Origin of the sequence: Rhodoferax ferrireducens (genome assembly GCF_003347515.1) — a bacterium.
In the GTDB taxonomy this organism is placed as follows: domain Bacteria; phylum Pseudomonadota; class Gammaproteobacteria; order Burkholderiales; family Burkholderiaceae_C; genus Rhodoferax.
Genome location: NZ_QEII01000322.1, coordinates 92351 through 113125, shown reverse-complemented (window position 1 = coordinate 113125; position 20775 = coordinate 92351). Strand labels below are relative to the sequence as shown.

General features: G+C 58.7%; 14 protein-coding genes. 4 read left to right on the top strand and 10 right to left on the bottom strand.

Annotated elements, in window-relative coordinates:
• Positions 1-57 precede the first annotated feature (57 nt).
• Positions 58-5046 (top strand): Eco57I restriction-modification methylase domain-containing protein, encoded by a 4989-nt coding sequence (locus C5P05_RS29760; protein ID WP_114973486.1) that lies wholly within the window; start codon positions 58-60, stop codon positions 5044-5046.
• A 1573-nt stretch (positions 5047-6619) separates the two neighbouring features.
• Here C5P05_RS29760 and C5P05_RS29745 read toward each other — a convergent pair.
• From C5P05_RS29745 to C5P05_RS29725, 5 genes are all read right to left on the bottom strand, one after another.
• Complete coding sequence (locus C5P05_RS29745; protein ID WP_114973484.1) at positions 6620-7501, bottom strand: hypothetical protein; 882 nt, start codon at positions 7499-7501, stop codon at positions 6620-6622.
• Positions 7502-7569: 68 nt separating this feature from the next.
• Positions 7570-9792 (bottom strand): EAL domain-containing protein, encoded by a 2223-nt coding sequence (locus C5P05_RS29740; RefSeq protein WP_114973483.1) that lies wholly within the window; start codon positions 9790-9792, stop codon positions 7570-7572.
• Positions 9793-9969: 177 nt separating this feature from the next.
• Positions 9970-11208 carry a hypothetical protein gene (locus C5P05_RS29735; protein ID WP_114973482.1) on the bottom strand — a complete coding sequence of 413 codons (1239 nt, stop codon included), beginning with the start codon at positions 11206-11208 and terminating at the stop codon, positions 9970-9972.
• A 147-nt stretch (positions 11209-11355) separates the two neighbouring features.
• A complete protein-coding gene (locus C5P05_RS29730) occupies positions 11356-11766 on the bottom strand; it encodes a hypothetical protein (RefSeq protein ID WP_114973481.1) in 411 nt (136 codons plus the stop codon).
• On the bottom strand, positions 11763-12050 hold the full coding sequence (locus C5P05_RS29725) for a hypothetical protein (RefSeq protein ID WP_114973480.1): 288 nt from the start codon (positions 12048-12050) through the stop codon (positions 11763-11765). Before C5P05_RS29725 ends, C5P05_RS29730 begins: the two co-directional genes overlap by 4 nt.
• Positions 12051-12968: 918 nt before the next feature.
• Between C5P05_RS29725 and C5P05_RS29720 the strand changes: the two genes are divergently transcribed.
• On the top strand, positions 12969-13169 hold the full coding sequence (locus C5P05_RS29720) for a hypothetical protein (RefSeq protein ID WP_114973479.1): 201 nt from the start codon (positions 12969-12971) through the stop codon (positions 13167-13169).
• Here C5P05_RS29720 and C5P05_RS29715 read toward each other — a convergent pair.
• Positions 13129-13395 carry a hypothetical protein gene (locus tag C5P05_RS29715; RefSeq protein ID WP_114973478.1) on the bottom strand — a complete coding sequence of 89 codons (267 nt, stop codon included), beginning with the start codon at positions 13393-13395 and terminating at the stop codon, positions 13129-13131. The two genes, C5P05_RS29720 and C5P05_RS29715, sit on opposite strands and share 41 nt — an antisense overlap.
• A gap of 123 nt (positions 13396-13518) precedes the next feature.
• On the opposite strand from C5P05_RS29715, the gene C5P05_RS29710 reads away from it, so the two are divergent.
• Positions 13519-14058, top strand: a complete 540-nt coding sequence (locus C5P05_RS29710; protein WP_114973477.1) for a hypothetical protein — start codon at positions 13519-13521, stop codon at positions 14056-14058.
• 87 nt (positions 14059-14145) lie between these two features.
• The gene (locus C5P05_RS34110; protein ID WP_198674911.1) at positions 14146-14730 is read left to right on the top strand and encodes a hypothetical protein; all 585 of its coding nucleotides are present in this window, start codon (positions 14146-14148) and stop codon (positions 14728-14730) included.
• A 115-nt stretch (positions 14731-14845) separates the two neighbouring features.
• On the opposite strand, the gene C5P05_RS34785 is transcribed toward C5P05_RS34110, so the two are convergent.
• The 4 genes from C5P05_RS34785 to C5P05_RS29685 form a co-directional block, all read right to left on the bottom strand.
• A complete protein-coding gene (locus tag C5P05_RS34785) occupies positions 14846-15370 on the bottom strand; it encodes an IS630 family transposase (protein WP_114973476.1) in 525 nt (174 codons plus the stop codon).
• A 294-nt stretch (positions 15371-15664) separates the two neighbouring features.
• On the bottom strand, positions 15665-16735 hold the full coding sequence (locus C5P05_RS29695; protein ID WP_114973475.1) for an IS110 family transposase: 1071 nt from the start codon (positions 16733-16735) through the stop codon (positions 15665-15667).
• Positions 16736-16829: 94 nt separating this feature from the next.
• Positions 16830-17378, bottom strand: a complete 549-nt coding sequence (locus tag C5P05_RS29690) for a winged helix-turn-helix domain-containing protein (protein ID WP_198674910.1) — start codon at positions 17376-17378, stop codon at positions 16830-16832.
• A 240-nt stretch (positions 17379-17618) separates the two neighbouring features.
• A complete protein-coding gene (locus C5P05_RS29685; protein ID WP_114973474.1) occupies positions 17619-20771 on the bottom strand; it encodes an HAD-IC family P-type ATPase in 3153 nt (1050 codons plus the stop codon).
• Positions 20772-20775: the final 4 nt, after the last annotated feature.

The following is a 20775-nucleotide window of genomic DNA, read 5'->3' as shown; positions in this document are numbered from 1 at the left end:
GGGGAGCACGTCTCCCCAGTGGGTGGCTGTGTTCCCCATTTTTTGGAGAACACACCCATGGCACGCTATACCGCGCCTTCCCTATGGCTACCCGGGTTCAATCCGGAGCCGTCCGAGCCCGCAGCTCTTGTCATCGAGACCGAACCGCCGGCTTCTGAACTGGCCACTTCAATGGAGGAAAGTTCTGCTGATGAGTCGGTCGAATCCGCCCGTCAGCGTGTCAACTGGCGTGTGCTCAGCGGCACCGCAAAAACTGCAACCCGCAGCCTGTGGCCGCAATTGACCCGCGCCGAGCTGTACAAGCTGGGCGGCAGCGTCACCAAGTTCGAGGCCAACCTGGCCGCGATCGAGATACTGCGCCAGATCGAATCCGAGCAACGCCCGGCTACCCCGGACGAACGCAGCACCCTGCTGCGCTACACCGGCTGGGGCGGCTTACCAGCAAGCTTCAACCTCGAAACAGAGGATGCCGCCTGGGGTCACCGCGCACGGCAGCTGAATGCACTGCTGACCCCGGCTGAGTACGAATCCGCCCGTGCCTCGGTCAACAACAGCCACTACACCGAGGTCCACGTGATCGAGGCGATGTGGCAGGCCGTGCTGCGCTTTGGCTTCAGTGGCGGGCGCATCCTGGAGCCCGCTGCGGGTATTGGCCACTTCATTGGTGCCATGCCACCGGCCATCGCTGAATGCAGCAGTGTCACGGCAGTCGAGATCGACCAGTTGTCCGGGCGCATGCTGCACGCGCTGTATGCGTTGGGTGGTGTCGATGTGCGGATTTCCCCCTTCGAGAAAACCGCCCTGGCCGACAACTGGTTCGACCTGGTCATCGGCAACGTGCCATTCGGCAAATACCAGGTTGCCGACGTGAGCAACCGGGCCTACGCTCGATTCAGCATCCACAACTACTTCTTTGGCCGTGCGCTGGATCTGGTTCGGCCCGGCGGCCTGGTGTGCCTGATTACCACCAGCTACACGCTGGATGCCCAGGATGCGACTGTGCGCCACTACCTCGGCGCACAAGCCCAGTTGCTGGGCGCGATCCGGCTTCCCAAAGGAGCCTTCGCAGGCATTGCGTCCACCGACGTGCAGACCGACATCCTGTTCCTGCGCAAGCGGCAGCGGGCGGAGAAGGTCGATGACACCTGGCTGAGCCTTAACCTGGTGCCCGAGACACTGCGCGACCCGCAGTGCTATCAGAGGTACCTGCAAATCAATGCCTGGTACGCCCAACACCCGGAGTTCTGCATTGGCCGGATTCGGCAGGAGAGCAACGGCTACGAGGAAGTGCCGGTGGCGGTGTTCGACGGTGACCTGGAAGCCGTATTACCCGAACGGGTTGCCCTGCTCCCGTCCGATGTCTACCAGCCGCTGGTGAGAAAGCCTGTGCCATTGCGCGTCGTTGTACCCGCCGAATTCGGTGCCCGCCCCGGCAGCTACCGCCTCCACCAGGGGCGGGTGCATCGGGTGGACGGTAGCGAAATGACGGATGTGCATGACCGGCTCAACGCGACGCAACGGGGCCGGATCACCGGTATGTGTGCGATTCGCGATTACGCCCGGACCTTGCTGGATGCCCAGCTGTCCGGAAGCAACGACGGACGGCTGGGTCACCTGCGGGCTCTGCTCAACGGCACCTATGACCGCTTCATTGCCAAATACGGTTGCCTGAGCACCCGGGCCAATGCATTGGCATTCCGGCGTGACCCGGATTACCCGTTGCTGCTGTCGCTGGAGCACTACGACGAAGAGTCGGACAGCGCCAAGAAGGCGGCGCTGTTTACGCGGCGCACGCTGACACGGGTGATGGAGCCGACCACGGCGGGAGAGCCAACCGAAGCGCTGGCAGCCTCCATCCAATGGCGCGGCCGGGTCGATCCAGCTTACATGGCCGGGTTGCTCGCCGCGCCTGAAGACGCGGTGCTGCAGGCGCTGGCTGAAGCCGGACAGGTCTTTCTCGACCCGGCGGACGCTGACTGGAAAACTACCGACGCCTACCTGTCGGGCAACGTGAAAGCGAAGCTCAAGCAAGCCGTGATGTCGGGTAGCGCCTACCGGCGCAATATCAACGCGCTGGAACAGGTGCAACCCGAAGACCTGCCGCCAGCGTCCATCGAGCCGCGCCTAGGTGCGGTATGGATTCCAGCCATGGACGTCGAAGGCTTCGTGCAAGACGTGCTGGAACTCCAGGACTGCGAGGTCAGCTATTCGGCCGAGGCCGGTGCCTGGTCGGTGCGCTACAACGACTGGACAGCGCGCCAGAACGTGAAAGTGACACAGGAATTCGGTACATCCCGGATGAACGCGATGGAGCTGGTGCAATGCGCGCTGAACGTGCAGGTACCCACGGTACGCGACCCGGACCCCGAAACCGACAGGTATGTCGTCAACCCGGGGGAGACACTGGCCGCGCGCGAGAAGCTGGGCCTGATCAAGGACCGCTTTGCTGACTGGGCCTTCGAGGACACGGCACGGCGAGAAAGGCTGTGCCGCATCTACAACGAGCTGTTCAACGCCACCCGGCCACGGCAGTTCGACGGTTCCCACCTGAAGCTGCCGGGGTTCTCCCGCTGTTTCACGCTGCACCCGCACCAGCTGGATTCCGTCTGGCGCATCGTGCAGTCGGGCAACACCGGACTGTTCCACGTGGTCGGTGCGGGCAAGACGGCAGTGTGCGTGATCGCCAGCATGGAGCTGCGTCGCCTGGGTTTCATCACGAAGCCTTGCCATGTGGTGCCGAACCACATGCTGGCGCAATACACGGCGGAATTTGTTCGGCTCTACCCGAACGCGTCGGTGCTGATGGCCAGCAAGGAGGATTTGGAAGGCGACCGTCGGCGCGAGCTGGTGTCGCGCATCGCCACCGGCAACTGGGACGCGGTGGTCATCACGCACTCAAGCTTTGAGCGCATCAAGATGTCGCCGCAATTCACGGAAGGCTTTATCAAGGAGATCATTCATGAGCTGGAAATGGCCGTACGCGCCGAAAAGAGCAACGACAAGTCCAACCGGATCGTCAAGCAACTGGAGGCGATGAAGAAGAACTGGGCCGCCCGGCTGGAACGGCTGCTGGCGGACCAGAAGAAGGATGACCTCCTTACCTGGGAACTGCTGGGCATTGACTGTCTGTTCGTGGACGAGGCGCATTTACATAAGAACCTGTACCGGTTCACCAAGATGACCCGTGTCGCAGGCCTGCCGCTGACCAGCTCGGAACGCGCCTTCGATCTGTTCCTGAAGACGCGCTACACCATGCAGATCCATGGCCATGCGCAGCGTGGGGTGGTATTCGCCACCGCAACGCCGGTGGCCAACACCATGGCGGAGATCCACACCATGATGCGCTACCTGCAGCCCAATCGCCTGGAGGAACTGGGCTTGCAGCAGTTCGATGCCTGGGCCGCCACCTTCGGGGAGAGCGTCACGGCACTTGAGATCGCGCCGGACGGCAGCGGCTACCGCATGCACACGCGGTTTGCGCGTTTCATCAACGTGCCGGAGCTGATGGCGGTGTTCGGCGAAGTGGCCGACATTCGCACAGCCGAGATGCTGAACTTGCCGGTGCCACCATTGAGAGGCGGTAAGCCACGCATCATGGCCTGCCCGGCCAGCAAGGCACTGAAAGCTTTTGTGCAAACACTGGTGCTGCGGGCGGAGGCCATCCGCAATGGCGATGTGAAGCCGCAGGACGACAACATGCTGGCGATCACCACGGACGGTCGCAAGGCTGCGCTGGATTTCCGGCTGGTGGCACCGCTGGCCAAGTTTGATACCAAGGGCAAGGTGGCAGCCTGTGTGCGTGAGGTGATGGACATCTGGCGCAGGACGTCCACCTTCCGTGGTGCCCAGATGGTGTTTTGCGATCTTTCATCGCCCAAGGGGGGTAAAGGGTTCAGCGTCTATGACGATTTGCGGCAACGGCTGATCGATGCAGGCCTGCCTGACAAGGACATCGCCTTTGTGCACGACGCCGACACCGACGTCCAGAAGGCGACGCTGTTCAAGGCGGTGCGTGAGGGACGGGTCCGGGTGCTGCTCGGATCGACGGCGAAGATGGGTATTGGCACCAATGTGCAAACACGGTTGTATGCCCTGCACCACCTCGATGCGCCCTGGCGTCCTTGTGACGTCGAGCAACGAGAGGGGCGCATTTTGCGCCAGGGCAATGAATGCGAGGAGGTGGAGATATTCAGGTACGTGACTGAACAAAGCTTCGATGCCTACCTCTGGCAGACGCTGGAGACCAAGGCACGCTTCATTGCCCAGGTGATGAAGGGCGACAAGGGCATCCGCTCGCTGGAGGACGTGGAACTAGCGACCCTGTCGTATGCCGAGGTGAAAGCCCTGGCTTCCGGCAATCCGCTGGTGATCGAAAAGGCCGGTGTGGATGCCGAAGTGGCCAAGCTCTCAACGCTGTTCTCGCTGTGGCGTAACCAGCGCTACGCCAATGAAAGCGAAGTGGGTCGGTTGCCCATGATGATCGAGGCCCTGGAGAAGAAGATAGCGTTGTCTACCCAGGACGTGGCCAGGGTTGAGCCGCAAACCATGCAAGGCATTGCGATGGAATTGGCGGGACGACCCATCGCCGGACCGGATGCCGTCGGGGATGCCCTGCGAGGTCTGGTGAAGGCAGCCAAAGAAGAGGTGCGTACCTCCATTCGGATGATGGAGCGGGTGATTGGCCGCTTTGCTGGCTTCGACCTGGGCATCCTGGCTGCTCACGGCGAGGAAGTGCCCAACCTGTACCTGGCAGGCCATTGCCTGTACAACGCCGAGCCCTACCAGACGGGGCCGGCCCTCGTGGCAGGCCTGCTGGCAGCGCTGGAATCGGTGACCAAACACCACGCCGACGCGCTGGGGCAGTTGGAGGTGCGGCGCAAACGGCTGGAAGACATCCGGCTGGAACTGGCCCGGCCGTTCGAGTACGAGGGTGGTTTGGTAAATCTCCTCGCCCGTCAGCGAGAGCTGCTCAAGCAGCTTGACCTTGACAAGGATGAGGCGGGCAGCGCGAAGGTCGATGCCGAAGAGGTGCGACAGGTGGCTTGATTGAATGGACCCCCATGGCTGAAAGGCGATGAGGGTCTATTTTTACTCCCACGGCTGCTGGCGTTGTTTGAAAATTGATTAATTACGGGATAATTCGACTTTTCATACTATGAGAGACTTCGGATTTCGTTTACGCCGTCTAATTCGCAAATAGAAATATGGTGTGAATTTTTCTGCAAGCAAACGCCTAAAATCCATATTGGTGTTTTGCACCCCCGTGTCACCTCCCTGCGCGGGCGCGTGATCGCAAGATTAGGCGTTCCAACCCGGCCTCGCGTCGGGTTTTTTTTGCCCCGGCGACATCTTCAATCTGCCACATGACAAATTGACTTCCTGCTTCTGGGAAGTTACTTTTTGTCAGTTTTTGGCTTGCAGTCACAACAAAAAAACATGGGCGAGTTCAAATACCTCTTGATCATCCCGTTTTTGCGCAGCTTGTGAACTCCGCACTTGATGCAACTCATTGTTTCTCCCATGCCACCCATGCCCTGAAAGGGGGACCCGTTTTCCTTTGACGTGTATCGCAAACCGGTCGGGGAAATTAAGGTGTCTTCGTATTTGTACATCGATGACAAAATTATTTGTGAAGTGCCAATTTTGATGGGAAAAGTTGCTTTTTAATGGACATGAGGCTTTGAGTTAGGGCTCGTAAAAGCGCCCTGCGTTTCATGGTGTGCCATCCAACACAGTGCACGGCAACCGTAACATTATGGCGGGCATTGTTCTCGGTATGCCAATATAGAGGCTGGTGGTACTGACATTGGCATGTCCCAGATTGTCACGCACGACCTTGAGGTCCGCCTTCTCACTCAGATGGTTGTTTGGGAAAATTTAGCCAAGCAGTAGTAGTGCCGTCTAGAAATAGGTTGAGAATGGCACTTTTGTCCGACCTCAATATATCGGGCAAACTTTCACCGGTGAAAGTTTATGGTCAAATTTTGAATAGCAAACATGTTTTAAATAATCAAAAGGCTTATGTGCGATTTCTGACCTTATCCCGGTTGCCCCCCAAGATGACGTCGGCGGAAACACATCATCTCCCGGCTTTTGTTATTCGGAATCATTCAAGATATCCAGTTTTCGTGCCTTGGGCTTATTTAGCATCGTAGAGTTTGCACTGAAACAGGTGAACTGCCTTGCACTGGAATGACTGGTATGGTTTGGACGGAAATGAGTGGCGGTATTCACTGGAATACGCAGACAAAGCTGAAGCGGGCAGCGCAAAGGTCGATGCCGAAGAGGTGCGACCGCAGGCTTGATCGACATGCGTAAAGACAATTGGGGGTCTTTTTAGCGCTTGTTTATCCACATTTCCTGTGGACAAGCAAGCCGCAGCATGCAGGCAGCCCGCGTCAGATAACGATGCGGATGGATTGCCTAAAAATCAAGCAAAACTCGAGAATGCAGCGTGAAATCACTCATGTTTTTGATGGCGGCAAGTTTTTTCTTTCACGCGAAGCACGTCAGCCCACGAGGTTTCGATTTTGCCGATGCCGCTGGGACCGACGAACAGGAACACGCCTTTGGATGGGCTCGGATCGTTGGGGTTAGCGCACGAGGTGTGGCCTGTTTCTCAGGAGCCTTCTGACTCGACCTTGGCTTCGCTGGCAACGCTTCCCAAAAGATCATCAACCACCTCGACCACTGCGTCGGAAATTGGCACGCGTTGAGTCCGTCCACTCTTCGGGTCAAACAACACCACAGTTTTCGAGGTGGAGAACACGACGCGGCCACGGGCTACGTTCTTGCCATCTTTCGTGATCGCTACACACACAGCTCCGGGCTTGCCTTTGACGTGATGTCCCTGCTGTCGATTTTTCCAATCAGAACTCAACGCGCAATGATCGGGATCGAGAACCCACTCTTTCACATAGGCCTCACCTGCAGTCATCCCCATGATCGGCACCATGGCCAGAAGTGCCAAACCAAACACAATCACCACAACGCCCAGCAACGCAAAAAGTGGCGACAAGAAAATGAACAGCATCATCAGGGCATGCATGAACCAATATTGAACTGCCGAACGGCCCCCGTTTAGATCGTTTGTCTTTTTACCAGAGTAAGCCTTGACCAGGTTAGACCGTAAATCAGGCCAGTACCAACCAACCACGGCCATGAACAACACTGCAGCCACGGCCAGAATAACGGTCGGCCACTGCGCCCGATAAAGATTGACGTAGAACGCCCATTGGGTCAACGCTTGGCCGATGGCTGGAATGATTTGAAGGACGGCAGCACTCGCCAAATCTATCAGTTCGAAGGCGGAATCAAACATGGCCGCGTGTGGAATCCCGAACAAATTCTCTGCCGCCAGCGAGACACCGTAGCCCAGCAACGCCAGCGTAACGGCGACGATAGACACCAAGGAAGCGGCCACCGCAAGCCAACTGATTTCTTTTTTCTTTTCCCCGACTACGTCGTTGCCCGTGTCTTTTCTTGCTTCTGCAGTTTTCACATTTTCCCCTTTTGATTACCAATAAAAATCAACACACCTCTTTGCCCGCTTTGCGTGGCTCACATTTTTTAGGCAGTGATGCCCTGCATGGCCAGTTTTTCAAATTCGCGCAAGGGCACGGGCCTGCCGAACAGATAGCCCTGGTAGGTCTGGCAGCCAAAACGTTCAAGGCAGGCGCGCTGCTCCTGCGTTTCCACGCCTTCGGCAATCACGCGCAGCCCCAGGTTGTTGGCCATGCCAATGATGGTTTGTACGACGATGGCGTCGTTGTGGTTCGTGTCAATGTTGCTGACAAAACTCTTGTCAATTTTGAGTTGTTGAATGGGCAAGAGCGTCAGCTGCGACAGCGAGGAATAACCGGTGCCAAAGTCATCCATTGAAAAGTGGATGCCCTGCTGGTTCAATGCCTTCATCTTGGCGATGGTGTCAACCACGTTGTGCAGCACCAGACTCTCGGTCAGTTCCAGCTTGAGTTTTTCCGGGTTGATGCCGGTTTGCGCCAATATCTGGCACACCATGGAGACGAAATCAGACTGACGAAACTGGCGGGCACTGACGTTGACCGCGAGCACAAATTTTTCTGTCACCGGGTCAGTCGCCCAGACCTTCAGCTGCTCACACGCTGTGCGTAATACCCATTCGCCAATCGGCAGGATGAGTCCTGTTTCTTCCGCTATTGGAATGAACTGATCGGGCAATACCAGGCCGCGTTGGGGGTGTTGCCAACGCAGCAACACTTCGGCGCCCAGGACACCCTGCGTGTTGTCTATCTGTATCTGGTAGTACAACTTGAGTTGACTGCCCGCCAGGGCGTTGCGCAGTTCGGACTCCAGTGAAATGCGTGTTTCCAGTGAGGCCTGTATTTGCGGGTCATAAAAGCGCAGGGTATTGCGCCCGCTGCTTTTGGCCTGGTACATGGCGCTGTCAGCACGTTTGAGCAGCTCATCGAGAGTGGCGTTTTGACCCAGAAACAGGCACAGCCCCATGCTGGCAGAACTGTGGTGAAGCTGGTTTGCCAGCATGCAAGGCTGGTTGATGGCTGCCAGAATCTTTTTGCCGACTCCCTCCGCCTGCAGTGCGGCCTGCGCTTCATCCGCGCTCAAATCAACCAGCACGACGATGAACTCATCGCCACCCAGACGGGCGACCGTGTCGGCCTGGCGCACGCAGGACTGGATGCGCAGTGCTGTTTCCACCAGCAGGCGGTCACCGACATCATGGCCACGGGTATCGTTGATGCGTTTGAAATTATCCAGATCGAGCATCAGCACAGCACCGTAGAGATGGTTGCGCGTGCCCAATGACAGTGCTTGTTGCAACCGGTCATGCAGCAGTCGCCGGTTGGGCAGGCCGGTCAGGTGATCATAAAAGGCGAGTTGCTCAATATGAGCCGCCTGGACTTTAAGCTCGGTGATGTCCTCCACGACGACCAGCAATTCTTCTTCTTCTTCTTCTTCTTCTTCTTCTTCTGCAAGCCGGATTCCAGTGATGGTGAGTCGCAGCCATTTTTCACCCAGCGCGACGTCAATGCCGCGCAAGGCCATCCCGCTGGCGAGGACGGCTTGTGCCTGTTGGCGTAGATCGGGTAGCGGCAGGATGTCTTCGAGTTCGCGCCCGCAAACGTCTTCTCCGTTTTTCAGTCCGAACATTTCGCGGAAGGAGCGGTTGATGCTTCGCACCTTGAGGGTGTCGTTCACCACGATCAGCCCGGCGGGCAGGCTCGCAATGATGTTCTCGGCGTAGCGCTTGAGGCCGAGAATAGTATGCCGGCCGGCTTGCATATAGGTGTCGAGGGCAAACCCTATGTCCAGGAACACAATCTTCTGCAGCGCGTGGTAGGTGGCGAGAAACTTTTCCGGGTCGTCGCCAAGTAAGCGCCACAGCTCGGGCAGCAGCCCAACGAGGTACTTGCTGTAGGCGCCGAGGTACCACTTGGGTTCGAGTCCGATGCGCTGGTGGACGACGCCTACGCGCAGGCGTTGGAGAACGTATTCGGGGCCGTAGTCGCCGGCGGTCAGGCTGTCGAAGTAGGTCGCCTGGGAGCGCTTCAGGCGCTCAAGGGAAGGTGAATCCGGGACGAAGCGGCGGGTTTCCTCGAATTTGATGAGATGGGTGTAAAAGTCGTCCACGAAGTGCTGCGACACATCGTGCAGACGTGCGTGCAATTCCGTGAGCAAGTTGACATCGGTTTCGTCGAACTTCAGGAATGCCTTGCGCTGGGTGATCTCTTGTGCGTCGATCCCGATCGCACGGGCCAGCGCGGCGACGGCCTCGTTCGAGAGATTTTTCATCGTCCGGTTCCCGCTATGGGGCTGCAGACGGCAAAAGGGAGGTCAGGCTTGCTTGCTTGCTTGCTTGCTTGCTTGCTTGCGCAATATTTGTTCCACGATATGGCCCATTCCTGTTAATTCGCGTTTATATTTTTTGCCCCAGACGCTGGTGCACCCCCATTTACCGCTTTCCAATTCTCACGGGCTCATTCGGTTGCACGGCGGCGGCATGCCGAAGGTTTCGCAAAATACCCGATACAGATCCCGCTCCGCCCAGCGCCAGCCTTCGCTGATCAGACGAAATCGCACCCGAGCAGCACCGTCTACGAGGTGCTTGTAAAGTAGCACATTATCACTACTCCCCCGCAGGTGATCCCCCAAACGCTTGCGCAAATCCCCGGTCGAGCCAATGTACACCACGCTGTGCGGCCCCGGCGGCGCGCTTTTCTCAAGGCATCCCTCTTTTGTTTCACTCACGGGCGAGCCTAAAGTTGCCCGGATTTCGTACACCCCCGGCTGGGCCGGAACCACAGTCCGCAGTGCTTGAAGGGTCAGTGGTACCAGTGTGGAAAACCCCTCGGTCGCCGCCAGATAGTTCATCCGCTGACTGCGACTCCGGCAATCGGGAATCGCCAGGTCGTGTCGGATGTTGGCCACCGTGCGCCGCGACAAACGAATGCCGTATTCGCGCTTGAGGATGGCAGCGATGGCTTCGTCTGTCAGCGGCTCGCACAACACCCCTTGGAGTATCCAAGCCTTTTCCCTTTTGATCACATGGTCCACAAAATGACAATGAACCTGCCGCGGCTTCGGGAAAAGTCTGCCCAATGGCACCGCTTCGCCATTCGGCAGCGCGATAGACAATACGCGCACTAACCGGGAAATCCGGCCTGGATCTGCGACCACGGAAAGAGTCGATTCCGACCGCAGCCGGGTAGAAATCTCCGCTTGGGTCAAAGGCAAGAGCGCCAAGCCCAGCCCGGAGCGCAGATAAGTCGCTTGCGATGCCAGCACGGCCTGTATCAGCGCGTGGGTGAGCCGGTTCCGGGTATTGATGAGGCGCAACCGGCGCAATAAGTTCGCCTGTTCCCTGGGGAAGTCCGGGTCGGACATCAGGTTGGTCACACCCTCCTCATCCAATCGGTATTCCCGCGCGTAGCTGTCGCGGTAGTAGATGAACATCAGACCCCAGCTTGCCTCGCGAATCACCCCCAGAACCGGGGAGGCTTGGGCTTGAGGGGTGTGGGCCGCATGGTGCGCCACCTGTGCGCCTTCCAATTGACCCACGGTCACCCAGGGACGCAAAGCGGCAAACTCGGCACAGGACTCCGTTCGGGTGACGAGAAGGTCGAAAGCCCGCAGCGGTAACTCCAGAAAACGGGCGAGAACGATTTTACCGAGCAGTCCGGCATCAATTTTATTGTTGTGGTGCTGCAATCGCTAGTACGCCGATAAGTGTGTTTTAACATGTCGAGGACTCACTATGAGATACATCAAATAACCATCCCCGGCAAAGCCGGGTGTCGGGTTCTTTGCTTCTTTAATTCGCCAGCACCATCGTCGATCACAAGGTCAGGCACCAGTTCACCTGGTCGCCGCCTGAAATGCGGCCTGCACGGCTCGCACCAGCGAAGGGTGCAGCGTGCCAAGCTTCGGCGTCTGGCCGTGCGGCGCGGCGGGCGGCACCGAAAACCACTCGGTCGTGTACGGCAGATCGAGTGCTGGTTTCAAATCAAATTTGGTATCGTAGCTGAGGCCTGCAGCGCTATAGGCCACCGGATTGCGGTCACGCAGGATGGAAAATTCGCCTCGGTGCAAGGTGCTTGTGCGCTGGCTGGTGCCGTAGGCGACACGAACCTCGAACTGAGGTGCATCGTCGTCAAATACTGCCAGAATCAGCGCTGGCCGTGGCTTCGGGCGTGGGTTGACGTCATCGGGGAAGTGGCACCACACAATCTCGCCAGCAGTGGGCTCGTCCCACCACTGATGCATCATGCCAACGCCACCTCGAACAGGCTGGATCGCACTGAACGCTTCTTGCCCTGCGGAACAAGCTTCTTGATCTGGCGCACTTGGGCCACCGTCAGCGGAGCATCATCGGCCTCATACTGCGGCAGCAACTTGACTGCCATTTCGTGCAAGGCCATATGGATGGCCTGGGTTTCATCAACGCCCAATCGTTCCGCCACGCGTTTTGCTGTTTCGCGCGTCACGCCGGTGCTGCTGTCTACCGTACGGTAGCGGAACGCGATTTGGTTGGCAGAGCTACGCTTGTTCATATTGAGGCCTCCTTGATTTGGATATCTTAAAGATATCTTAAAGATCGTGGTTTGTCAAGGCACATCACTCCGCCCTTCGCGCCATGGCGTTCATTTCAGCGTATAGCAAAGTCATAGACCGGGGCTGAAACGCTGCTGGCTCAGGCACGTACATCCAGTTGCCCAAATGCTGCTTTGACGCTGACAGGCAGTTGCCTGAAATTGCCACGTCAAACCATCCAAACTGTCAGGCGTTTGCGGGGGCAAGCCATCACAGCGTGACTGTCGAAGCTTGAACGGGTGCGTCGTCCTATCCGACAATGCAAAGGCTATCCGTGGACATCGCGTCCGCACAGCCTTCATCGGGGAATCCGTTCCTCCTGAAGTCCAGCCTGACTGGCGTCGCAGTCGTTACCTGCCTCTGAAAAATGCCGGTCTTCTTTGACTCGGTTAGGCCACGCACTTCGTGCACATGGCCTCGTGATCCGTTCAGCCCCAGGCTGAACACTGCGCTTGCCATTGAAGCTCCGGTTTCGATGGCATGGAATGTCGTGCGCGGTGACATCTTGTGTGTCACTGCGGACAGGCATCGATAGAAGGTCTCGGTTCGTAAGAGCTGTGGATCTTCGTTTTCATGGCACACCGCCAGGTGTCGCCACCCAGTCGCTCGGCCGTCTTCGGCCCGAGCATTCCCGAACGGGGAACTCCAAGTTCCCTGCCGGGGATGGGTGTTCCCCTTCTTACCCTGAAGGAGAGCACCATGTTCGCAGTCCTTGTGACGAGAGAAACGCGCCCCCTTGGTGTGCTGCTGGGAGGGTCCGGGCGTGCCCGGATGCTCACGATTCGCAAGCCATTGGTAGCCGCGCTGTTAAGGCCGTATCCCTTCGTCTCCAAACGAATCGCGTCGGTCGTTGAAACCTGCGCGGAGGTAGCCTGACCATGCTGGCCAGTATCTATCGCAAGCGCGTCGTGACCATGGCGATTCAACTCGCCAAGGATGACCCTCAACTGGTCAAGGAAGTGATCGCCCGGCTGAGGAAGTCTGGCGAGATCGAGTCCGACGATCTGGTCTACCTGGACCAGATTGCCGACCGCTGGATCAGGATTGCCCGGGAGAACCGGCAGCAGGCACGGCGTTGACCACCAGGTCCAGCGCTGAGGGCGGTCGCACGCCCTTGACCTTCGCCATCTCCAGGACGATCTTGTGCAGCAGATCAGGACGTTCATCGACCAGGGTCTGAGCCCAGCGGCCCAGCGCCTGTTCGACGTCGTCCTGCGTTCGCGTCCCGGCGAAGTCGATACCGAGTGATCGGTAGTCCTCGACTTCGTTGGGCGTGAACCGTACCGCCTTGCCTGCACGAAGCATGGTGTGGGCCTTTCCTGTGTTGTCACTGAGCTTATCAGTGACACGTATCTTTGCAAACCCTCGGGGAGTCCACCGTCTCCCCACTGGGGAAAAGGTGTTCCCTCTTTCATCTGGAGAAACACCATGTCCCTTGAGAAACCCCCTCCTCGCGCGAAGCGCTCCAGCATCGAGCACGAGGAAGAAAGAGCATGGGTCAGCTTTTACAAGCGGGTTGGCAATGATCTTGCCCTCGCCACCGAAGTACTGGCCCAACTGGATTCCGATCCAGACATGAAGCGTTCCCATCTGGCTCTTTACCTGGGCTGCAAGGAATCCTTGCGCACGCACAAGGCCTGGCAGGCGCGCAACAAACGGATCGGACTGTTCGTCCGCTGGTTGTGCAGTGGGCTGTTCACACAGCTGTTCCTGGAATGGCCGAGCGCATTGCGCCGCAGTCTGCGCCAGGGCGGCGACATCGTTGCCGAGTGTTTGCCCCAGACCGGCAAGGACATCGGCAAAGAGCCTGCCATGGCCAAAACCAGGCAACTGGCCCAGGAGTCCACCTTCGCCACCGCGCAGGCGGACTTCCGTCAGCAAAAAACGGGGCTCGCGTCAGACCCCGCCGCGACGACCGCACAGGCCGGTGATTCGGTCCTCCCCCCGGCCATCCGCAAGGCGGCCTGAGTTGTCAACACCCGTGGGCTGCACGTCAGCCCCTCCCGTCGACTTGCCTTGGGGCTTGGCGGCATCCCTCATGAAAAGAGTTCATCCATGACTTCCATTGCTGATACCCTGCGTGCCATCGAGGCACGCGCCGAACGCGCCATCGTCCAGGAATTGCGACTGATGACGCAGGAGATCCTCGCCATGCGCACCATGCTTGTGCTGGAAGACCGCAGTCACGCTGATGCCCTGTTGCTGAAGCTGGATCGCCTGGCGCAAGACCAGATGGTGACACCGGCAAGTAAAAGCGATACGCCAGTCCTGCTGATGCCGGACTTGCGTCTTGATGAAATACAGGCGCTGGAGCCTGTGGTGTACAAGGTCTTCTTTTATGACCGTGCGTGCGGTGATCTGGAGGATGTCGTCACCCTTGACGCTTTCGACACCGGCGTCCAGTGGGTCTGCGACCGGCTGGATACGCGCACCGACTGTGTAGTCGAAGCCAGCTGGACCAATGGCAGAGGCGCCCTCAAAGTTCTGACACCTAACGGCACCGTGCTGGCCAGTGTGAACGCGGCAGATGATGTCGATGTGGCGGTACACCCGGTCGTGAGCAACGCCTGCCACGCCCTGCAATCGGGCGATGCCTCGCGCATCGGGCAGTTATTCGGCCTGATGCTCAAAGTCGCTTGAAGACCCACATCGGCGTGTGCCTCGTCACGCCCCCTTGGCGCCTGCCCTTTCCTTCGGGACGTGCAGGCCCTTTTTTTTACGACTGAGCACGGAGTCCAGGCTACTGATTCCATTTCTAATTCACAAATGAAGTTAAAAATGCACCAATGATCCAGGGCCAGGATACGATGGAACCTACAGTGCTGGGGTCGAGTTCCATTGTTTTCAGCGCTATCGACAAGTGATCTTCCAAAGCATCGAGGCTCTTGAAGACTCGGTTGTGAAAGAATTTCTCACGCAGTTCATCCCATACGTGCTCTATCGGATTGAGCTCGGGCGCGTCGGGTGGAAGTTTCAGCAAGTGGATGTTTTCTGGTGCTTTGAGCGCATCGCTGCGATGCCAGCCCGCACCGTCAATCACCATGATGATGCGATCCTGTGGATGGCGTGCCGAGACTTCGTCCAGGAACAACTGCATGCAAGCGGTGTTGACGTGCGGCAGGATCAGGCTGTCGAGCTCGCCAGTGCAGACATCCACTGCGCCATAGGCGTAGGTGTATTCGTGTGTCAGCATGCCTTGGCAGACTGGGCGTAGTGGCTTGGGAGCCCAGCACCTGCGCACGTCCGAGATGCGTCCAAAGCGCGCCTCGTCTTGAAACATTACAGGGACTCCTCACGCTGTCAAGCACTCATATCGATTTTCTCTTGATTACGGTTTTCTACATTCGCGTTAGTTGAAGGGGCGGATAAACGAGGAACAGACTGCACATTTACAGACGGCCTTGTTGCACTTATTGTGCTGACCCAGATACGAACCGCTCGGCGGGGCTCCATTTAGCTTACGGGTATTTGCCAATGCAATCCCCGATGTTTCATCGAGCTTGCCCGCCGCCGGTCTGACCTGTTTACTGCATCTTCAATTTCACGTCTTGCAGAAATACACCTACCGAGCCAACTATGCCATTGCTGTTGCCGGACCAGCTGGCTTGACACTCACATGCCTGGGGTCAAAACGACACCCTTTAGTCATGATGGCCCACAGAATGCGTGCATTCTTGTTCGCCATCGCCACAGCCGCCTTTTGCCAGCCTGACTTTTCACGCAGTTGAAACAGCCACTTTGATATGGGGTCACTGCGCATATGTGCTGTCATCACCGCCGATTTAGCACCCTGAATCAGCAACATGCGCAGATACATGTTGCCGCGCTTGGTGATGCCGCCAAGACTATTCTTCCCTCCGCTGGAGTTTTGCCTGGGCGTCAGCCCCAACCAAGCGCCAAACTGCGCACCATTCTTGAACTGATTAAAGTCGCCGACTGTCGCCACCACAGCCGAAGCCGTCACCGAGCCAACTCCCACAAGCTCTTTGGCAGCCTTGGCCTGCGCATCATCCTTGACGTGCGCATTGATACGTTCATCGCACCATTCGATGCGCTTGTCGATATCTTTCCAATGGTCATAGGCCTCTTGAACGACCAGTCGCGCCAATCCGGATAGATCGTTACTGGCATCCTCCAACATTTCGGTCAACTTCTCACGCAATTTTTCCGGGCTCTTGGACACCACCAGGCCGAACTCAGTCAGCATGCCCCGGATGCGATTGATACTCGCTGTGCGTTCTTCCTTTAACCCCTCGCGCAAACTGTGCACGCACAAAATGCCCTGTTGAACCGTGGTTTTGACCGGTACAAAACGCATGTTCGGTCTGGACGCTGCTTCGCAAACGGCTGCGGCATCATTGGCGTCATTCTTGCCACCTTTGCCCTGCAGCCGATAAGGTGTCACCAAGTGTGCCGCGATGATTTTTACATTCAAGCCCAAAGCAATTAGTTTGCGGGCCCAATGGTGGGATCCACCACAGGCCTCCATCGCCACCAAGCAGCCTGGCGATAGCTGCGCACACCACGGCAGAAACTTGTCTCGACTGAGTTGCCGGTTGGTGACAAGTTTTCCACCAGCATCAACGGCGTTTACCTGGACCACAGATTTTGCCAAATCCACTCCGACTCGTGTAATCTCGCTCATGGGACTTCCCCTTTCAAAGGTTATAGATTGACTTTCCAATAAACCAATCTTGGCACTTGATGCCGTTGCCGGAAAGTGGGGAGTCCCTTCGTATTTAGCTTGACGGTTTTGCCTTGTGCCCAGCCTTGGCGGATTTCGGCGAGCGCTTCGGGGAGTTTTTTTTCCACTCCTCCTGAGCCAGCGGGTCACTTTGAGGATGGCGTTTGTCGGGCGCGAGCTTTCTCCAGTTGTGGCGATGCAGCAGGTTGTAGGCTGAGGCCAGCGCCACCTCACGCCCCAAGCGCTTGTCCAGCGCCGCTTTAATCTGGCCGACTACAAGCACGCCACCCGTGGCGGCTTGCTCCAGGAAGGGCGCCAGAAACTCACGCTCTTCTTCCAGGCTCATGTTCTGGCGTTTGCGCCCGCCCGCGGTGGGCGCATCTGGCGCTCCTGCTTTGTGTCCATGAATAAAGCGCCGACGCAGTTGACAGGCCCAACCCGGTGACACGCCAATAACCTGGGCCGTGTCGGCCAAGCTCATCGCATAGTCCAGTGGCAACACAACCGCCTGCGCCTGACGCAACTGTTCCACCGTCTGCGCCGAAGCGATGGCCTCGCGGGCTTTCATCAATATTCGATCATCTCCGCTGGCAGGACGCGACATGACTTTTTCCATCAGGGTTGATGGGGATATTATTACATCAATGAATTAGAAATTGAATGAGACGTGTTAACAATCAAGCCAGCCAGATATAGGCGCAAGCGAGACAGGGCGCGCCAAAGAAGTTGCGCACCAATTTTTCGTAGCGTATAGCGACGTTTAAGCTAATGCCGTATGCGCTTATTAGGATTCTCCGCAATGGCGATGGCCAACCAAAATGCTCACATTGTGCTCCGGATTGCTTCATTTATTACCTACTGGCACGGGTGCATAGCGAACTAGATCGACTGCGTGGCTGGTAGCCACATGGACCGTGGCTGCAACGGCGAAGGTCACAAGCACGGCCGTGACGAGGCTTCGGGTATTCAGCGCTTCGTGGCGTTGATAGAGATACGCCACTGCGAGAGCTGCGATCCAGGCCGTACCAAAGCTCAAACCACCCACGACGTCTGACATCCAGTGTGCTCCCAGATAGAGCCGGGACCACGCGACCGCACCGATGAGCAACGCAGTGGCAGTCGCGATAGAGACGCGCAGCCTGTGGGAAGCTTGCACAGACAGCAAGAATGCGAGAAAGCCGTAGACAACAACGGTCAGCGTAGCATGACCGCTCGGGAAGGAGAACTGCTCAATGCCGGCATACGACGCACCGGGCCGGGGGCGGTGCAGCGCGAGTTTGATGACCTTCACCAAGGCCTCGGCCACGCCGACCGCCGCAAGCCAATAGATGGCAGTGCGCCAGAACCGGTGTGCGATAAACCAGCCCAGAGCAACCAGGATGACCGGCAGTACGACCTGGACGTCTCCGAGTTCGGTGACCGCAACCAGGAAGCTGTCGCCGCTGGGTGTCCGCAGGGTCCGGACGACCTCGTAGACGAACGCGTCGACCTCCACGAGCGGATCGCGGCTGACCACGTCTTCAAGTATTCCGAGGAACAGCCACGCACCACCGAGAACAAGCACCGCCGCCGTCATGAGAAACCACTTGGGTGATCCTCGGCTCAACAACCAGGCAACCATCTCGCGCATCTTGAATCGGGGGATAGTCGAAGGGAGAAGCGTCCTGCGTGCCGGGACGGAAACGCTCCACAGCGCCAGGCCGCCCGCCACCGCGACGATGCCGGCCACGCCGATCCACATCATGGCGTGCAGAGGCTCGAGTGCAAAAAATAGACGCAAAGGCGACAGCCTCAATATCACCGCGAATGCGACGCAAATGATTACGATCAGGCCCGTCCGCATCGCGGTGAGCGGGCGCGCAACCAGCCCGACAATCCATACCGCTATGGCGAACAGCGCCACCGCAGCACCGGTGCGCGCTTGGGCAACGTTTGCGCCGAGAACGCCACCCAGAAGGCTGTAGGCCCCGAAGGTAGCCACGGCGGCTATGAGGCCCGCGGGCAACGAGAAGCGAAGCACACGTTCGACGAAACCGGGCAGGACGCGGTCAGCATTGCGTTCGAGCGAAAGAAAGAAAGCGGGTATGCCGATGGTCAGCGCGCCGATCAGCGTCAGGTGGCGCGGTAGAAAAGGAAACGTGACATCGGCAAGGCCCACCGCGAACGCCAGCAGCATGGCATAGACCGTCTTCGTCAGGAACAACGCCGCGACCCGTTCCACGTTACCGATGACACGTCGCCCTTCGGCGACCACGGATGGGAGTCGCGCGAACGCGTTATCCAACAGAACGAGTTGCGACACCGCGCGCGCGGCGCTCATGCCGGCGCCCATCGCCACGCCGACGTCGGCCTGCTTCAAGCCAAGAATGTCGTTTGCGCCATCGCCGATCATCGCGACAACATGGCCCTTGTCCTGCAGCGCCGCGATGATCGAACGCTTCTGCTCAGGCGTCGCACGGCCGAACACGGTGCGCGTGACGGCGAGCTCGGCCAATGCGCCGGGGTCTGTGGACATTTCCCGCGCATCGACGGCGGCATCGGCCGCCGCAATCCCAAGCCGGCCTGCGACCTGGCTGACCGTGGCGGGGTGGTCGCCCGAGATCACCTTGATGCTGATGCCTTGCTCGCTGAAATAGCGCAAGGTCTCCGCGGCGTCAGGCCGAACGCGCTCGGAGAGGATAACCAGAGCGACCGGGATCACCGCTTCTGGCCGACGCTCCGCCGCAATGGTGCTGTCCGTCCGCGCCAGCAGCAGCACGCGATACCCTGCTTGTGCCAACGACTGTGCCTGTGCACGCACCGCTTCATCGCCGTCGCTTGCTGGCAGTAAGACCTCGGGCGCTCCGATCATCCAGGTGCCCAACGATGCGAACTGTGCACCGGCCCACTTGCGGCTCGACGAGAACGGCACCGCGTGCTCGGGGGCCGGGGCCTGCGGGTCACCGTAAGCCCGCGCGATCGCCTGCAGCGTCGTGTTCGGATGCGGATCGGCAGCCGCGAGTGCTGCGAGCGCTTTGGTCCCGACGTCTTTGTCGGTAAGCCAATCAACGCGGACAAGCTCCGGATCGCGTTCCGTCAGCGTGCCGGTCTTGTCGAGGCAAACGGTGTCGATCCGGGCCAGCGTCTCCACCGCCGGTAGGTCCTGTACCAGCGTGTGGTTGCGCGCGAGCCGGATCGCTCCAAGCGCCAGCGCGGCGCTGGTCAGCAGCACGAGGCCCTCCGGTACCATCGCGACCAAGCCCCCCACCGAAAATCGCAGCGCGTCGCTCAGAGACATGCGCAGCCCGAGTTGACTCGCAACCAGCAACACCGCCGTCGGCACAATGGCCCAGGCGACATAGCGCAATATCCGATTGATACCGGCGCGAAGCTCGGAGTGTGCGAGGCTGAATTGCCGCGCCTCTGTCGTCAGGCGGTGCACATGCGATGCCGCGCCAACACGCGTGGCGCGACAGCGCGCCGTTCCCGCCACGACCAGGCTGCCCGAAAGCACTTCATCGCCCGCGTGCTTGAGCACTGGCTCGGCCTCGCCGCTTAGCAGCGATTCGTCGAGTTCGAGTTCCTCGGCCGAAAACACAAGGGCATCGACCTGGACCTGGTCGCCTGCAGCAAGCACGAAGATGTCGTCGAGGACAATCTCGGACGCCGCGATATCGATCGCGCGCCCGGAACGCACCACCAGGGCTCGTGTCTGGCTCAGCATCGCGAGATGGTCGAGCGCCCGTTTCGCACGCAGTTCCTGGGCAATACCGATCACAGAGTTGATGACAATCACGCCGCCGAACAAGGCGTCTTGCCAGGGTCCGAGCACCAGCATCAGCGTGAACAGTGAACCCAGCAGCGCATTGAAGCGGGTGAAGACGTTGGCACGAACAATGGCCCATGCGCCACGGCTCTTGGGCTCGGCGACACGGTTGACTTCGCCCCGGTCGCGCCGAGCCCCGACCTCAGCGTCGTCCAGGCCCGCAAGGTCGCTCGGCACAAATGCCTTGGCCATCGTG

Bases quoted from the DNA above. Each gene is read 5' to 3' on its own strand.
- C5P05_RS29710 (WP_114973477.1), top strand. From the start codon at position 13,519: ATGTCCCTTGAGAAACCCCCTCCTCGCGCGAAGCGCTCCAGCATCGAG.
- C5P05_RS29720 (WP_114973479.1), top strand. From the start codon at position 12,969: ATGCTGGCCAGTATCTATCGCAAGCGCGTCGTGACCATGGCGATTCAA.
- C5P05_RS34110 (WP_198674911.1), top strand. From the start codon at position 14,146: ATGACTTCCATTGCTGATACCCTGCGTGCCATCGAGGCACGCGCCGAA.
- C5P05_RS29740 (WP_114973483.1), bottom strand. From the start codon at position 9,792: ATGAAAAATCTCTCGAACGAGGCCGTCGCCGCGCTGGCCCGTGCGATC.
- C5P05_RS29725 (WP_114973480.1), bottom strand. From the start codon at position 12,050: ATGAACAAGCGTAGCTCTGCCAACCAAATCGCGTTCCGCTACCGTACG.
- C5P05_RS29715 (WP_114973478.1), bottom strand. From the start codon at position 13,395: ATGCTTCGTGCAGGCAAGGCGGTACGGTTCACGCCCAACGAAGTCGAG.
- C5P05_RS29690 (WP_198674910.1), bottom strand. From the start codon at position 17,378: ATGTCGCGTCCTGCCAGCGGAGATGATCGAATATTGATGAAAGCCCGC.
- C5P05_RS29685 (WP_114973474.1), bottom strand. From the start codon at position 20,771: ATGGCCAAGGCATTTGTGCCGAGCGACCTTGCGGGCCTGGACGACGCT.
- C5P05_RS34785 (WP_114973476.1), bottom strand. From the start codon at position 15,370: ATGTTTCAAGACGAGGCGCGCTTTGGACGCATCTCGGACGTGCGCAGG.
- C5P05_RS29695 (WP_114973475.1), bottom strand. From the start codon at position 16,735: ATGAGCGAGATTACACGAGTCGGAGTGGATTTGGCAAAATCTGTGGTC.
- C5P05_RS29760 (WP_114973486.1), top strand. From the start codon at position 58: ATGGCACGCTATACCGCGCCTTCCCTATGGCTACCCGGGTTCAATCCG.
- C5P05_RS29730 (WP_114973481.1), bottom strand. From the start codon at position 11,766: ATGATGCATCAGTGGTGGGACGAGCCCACTGCTGGCGAGATTGTGTGG.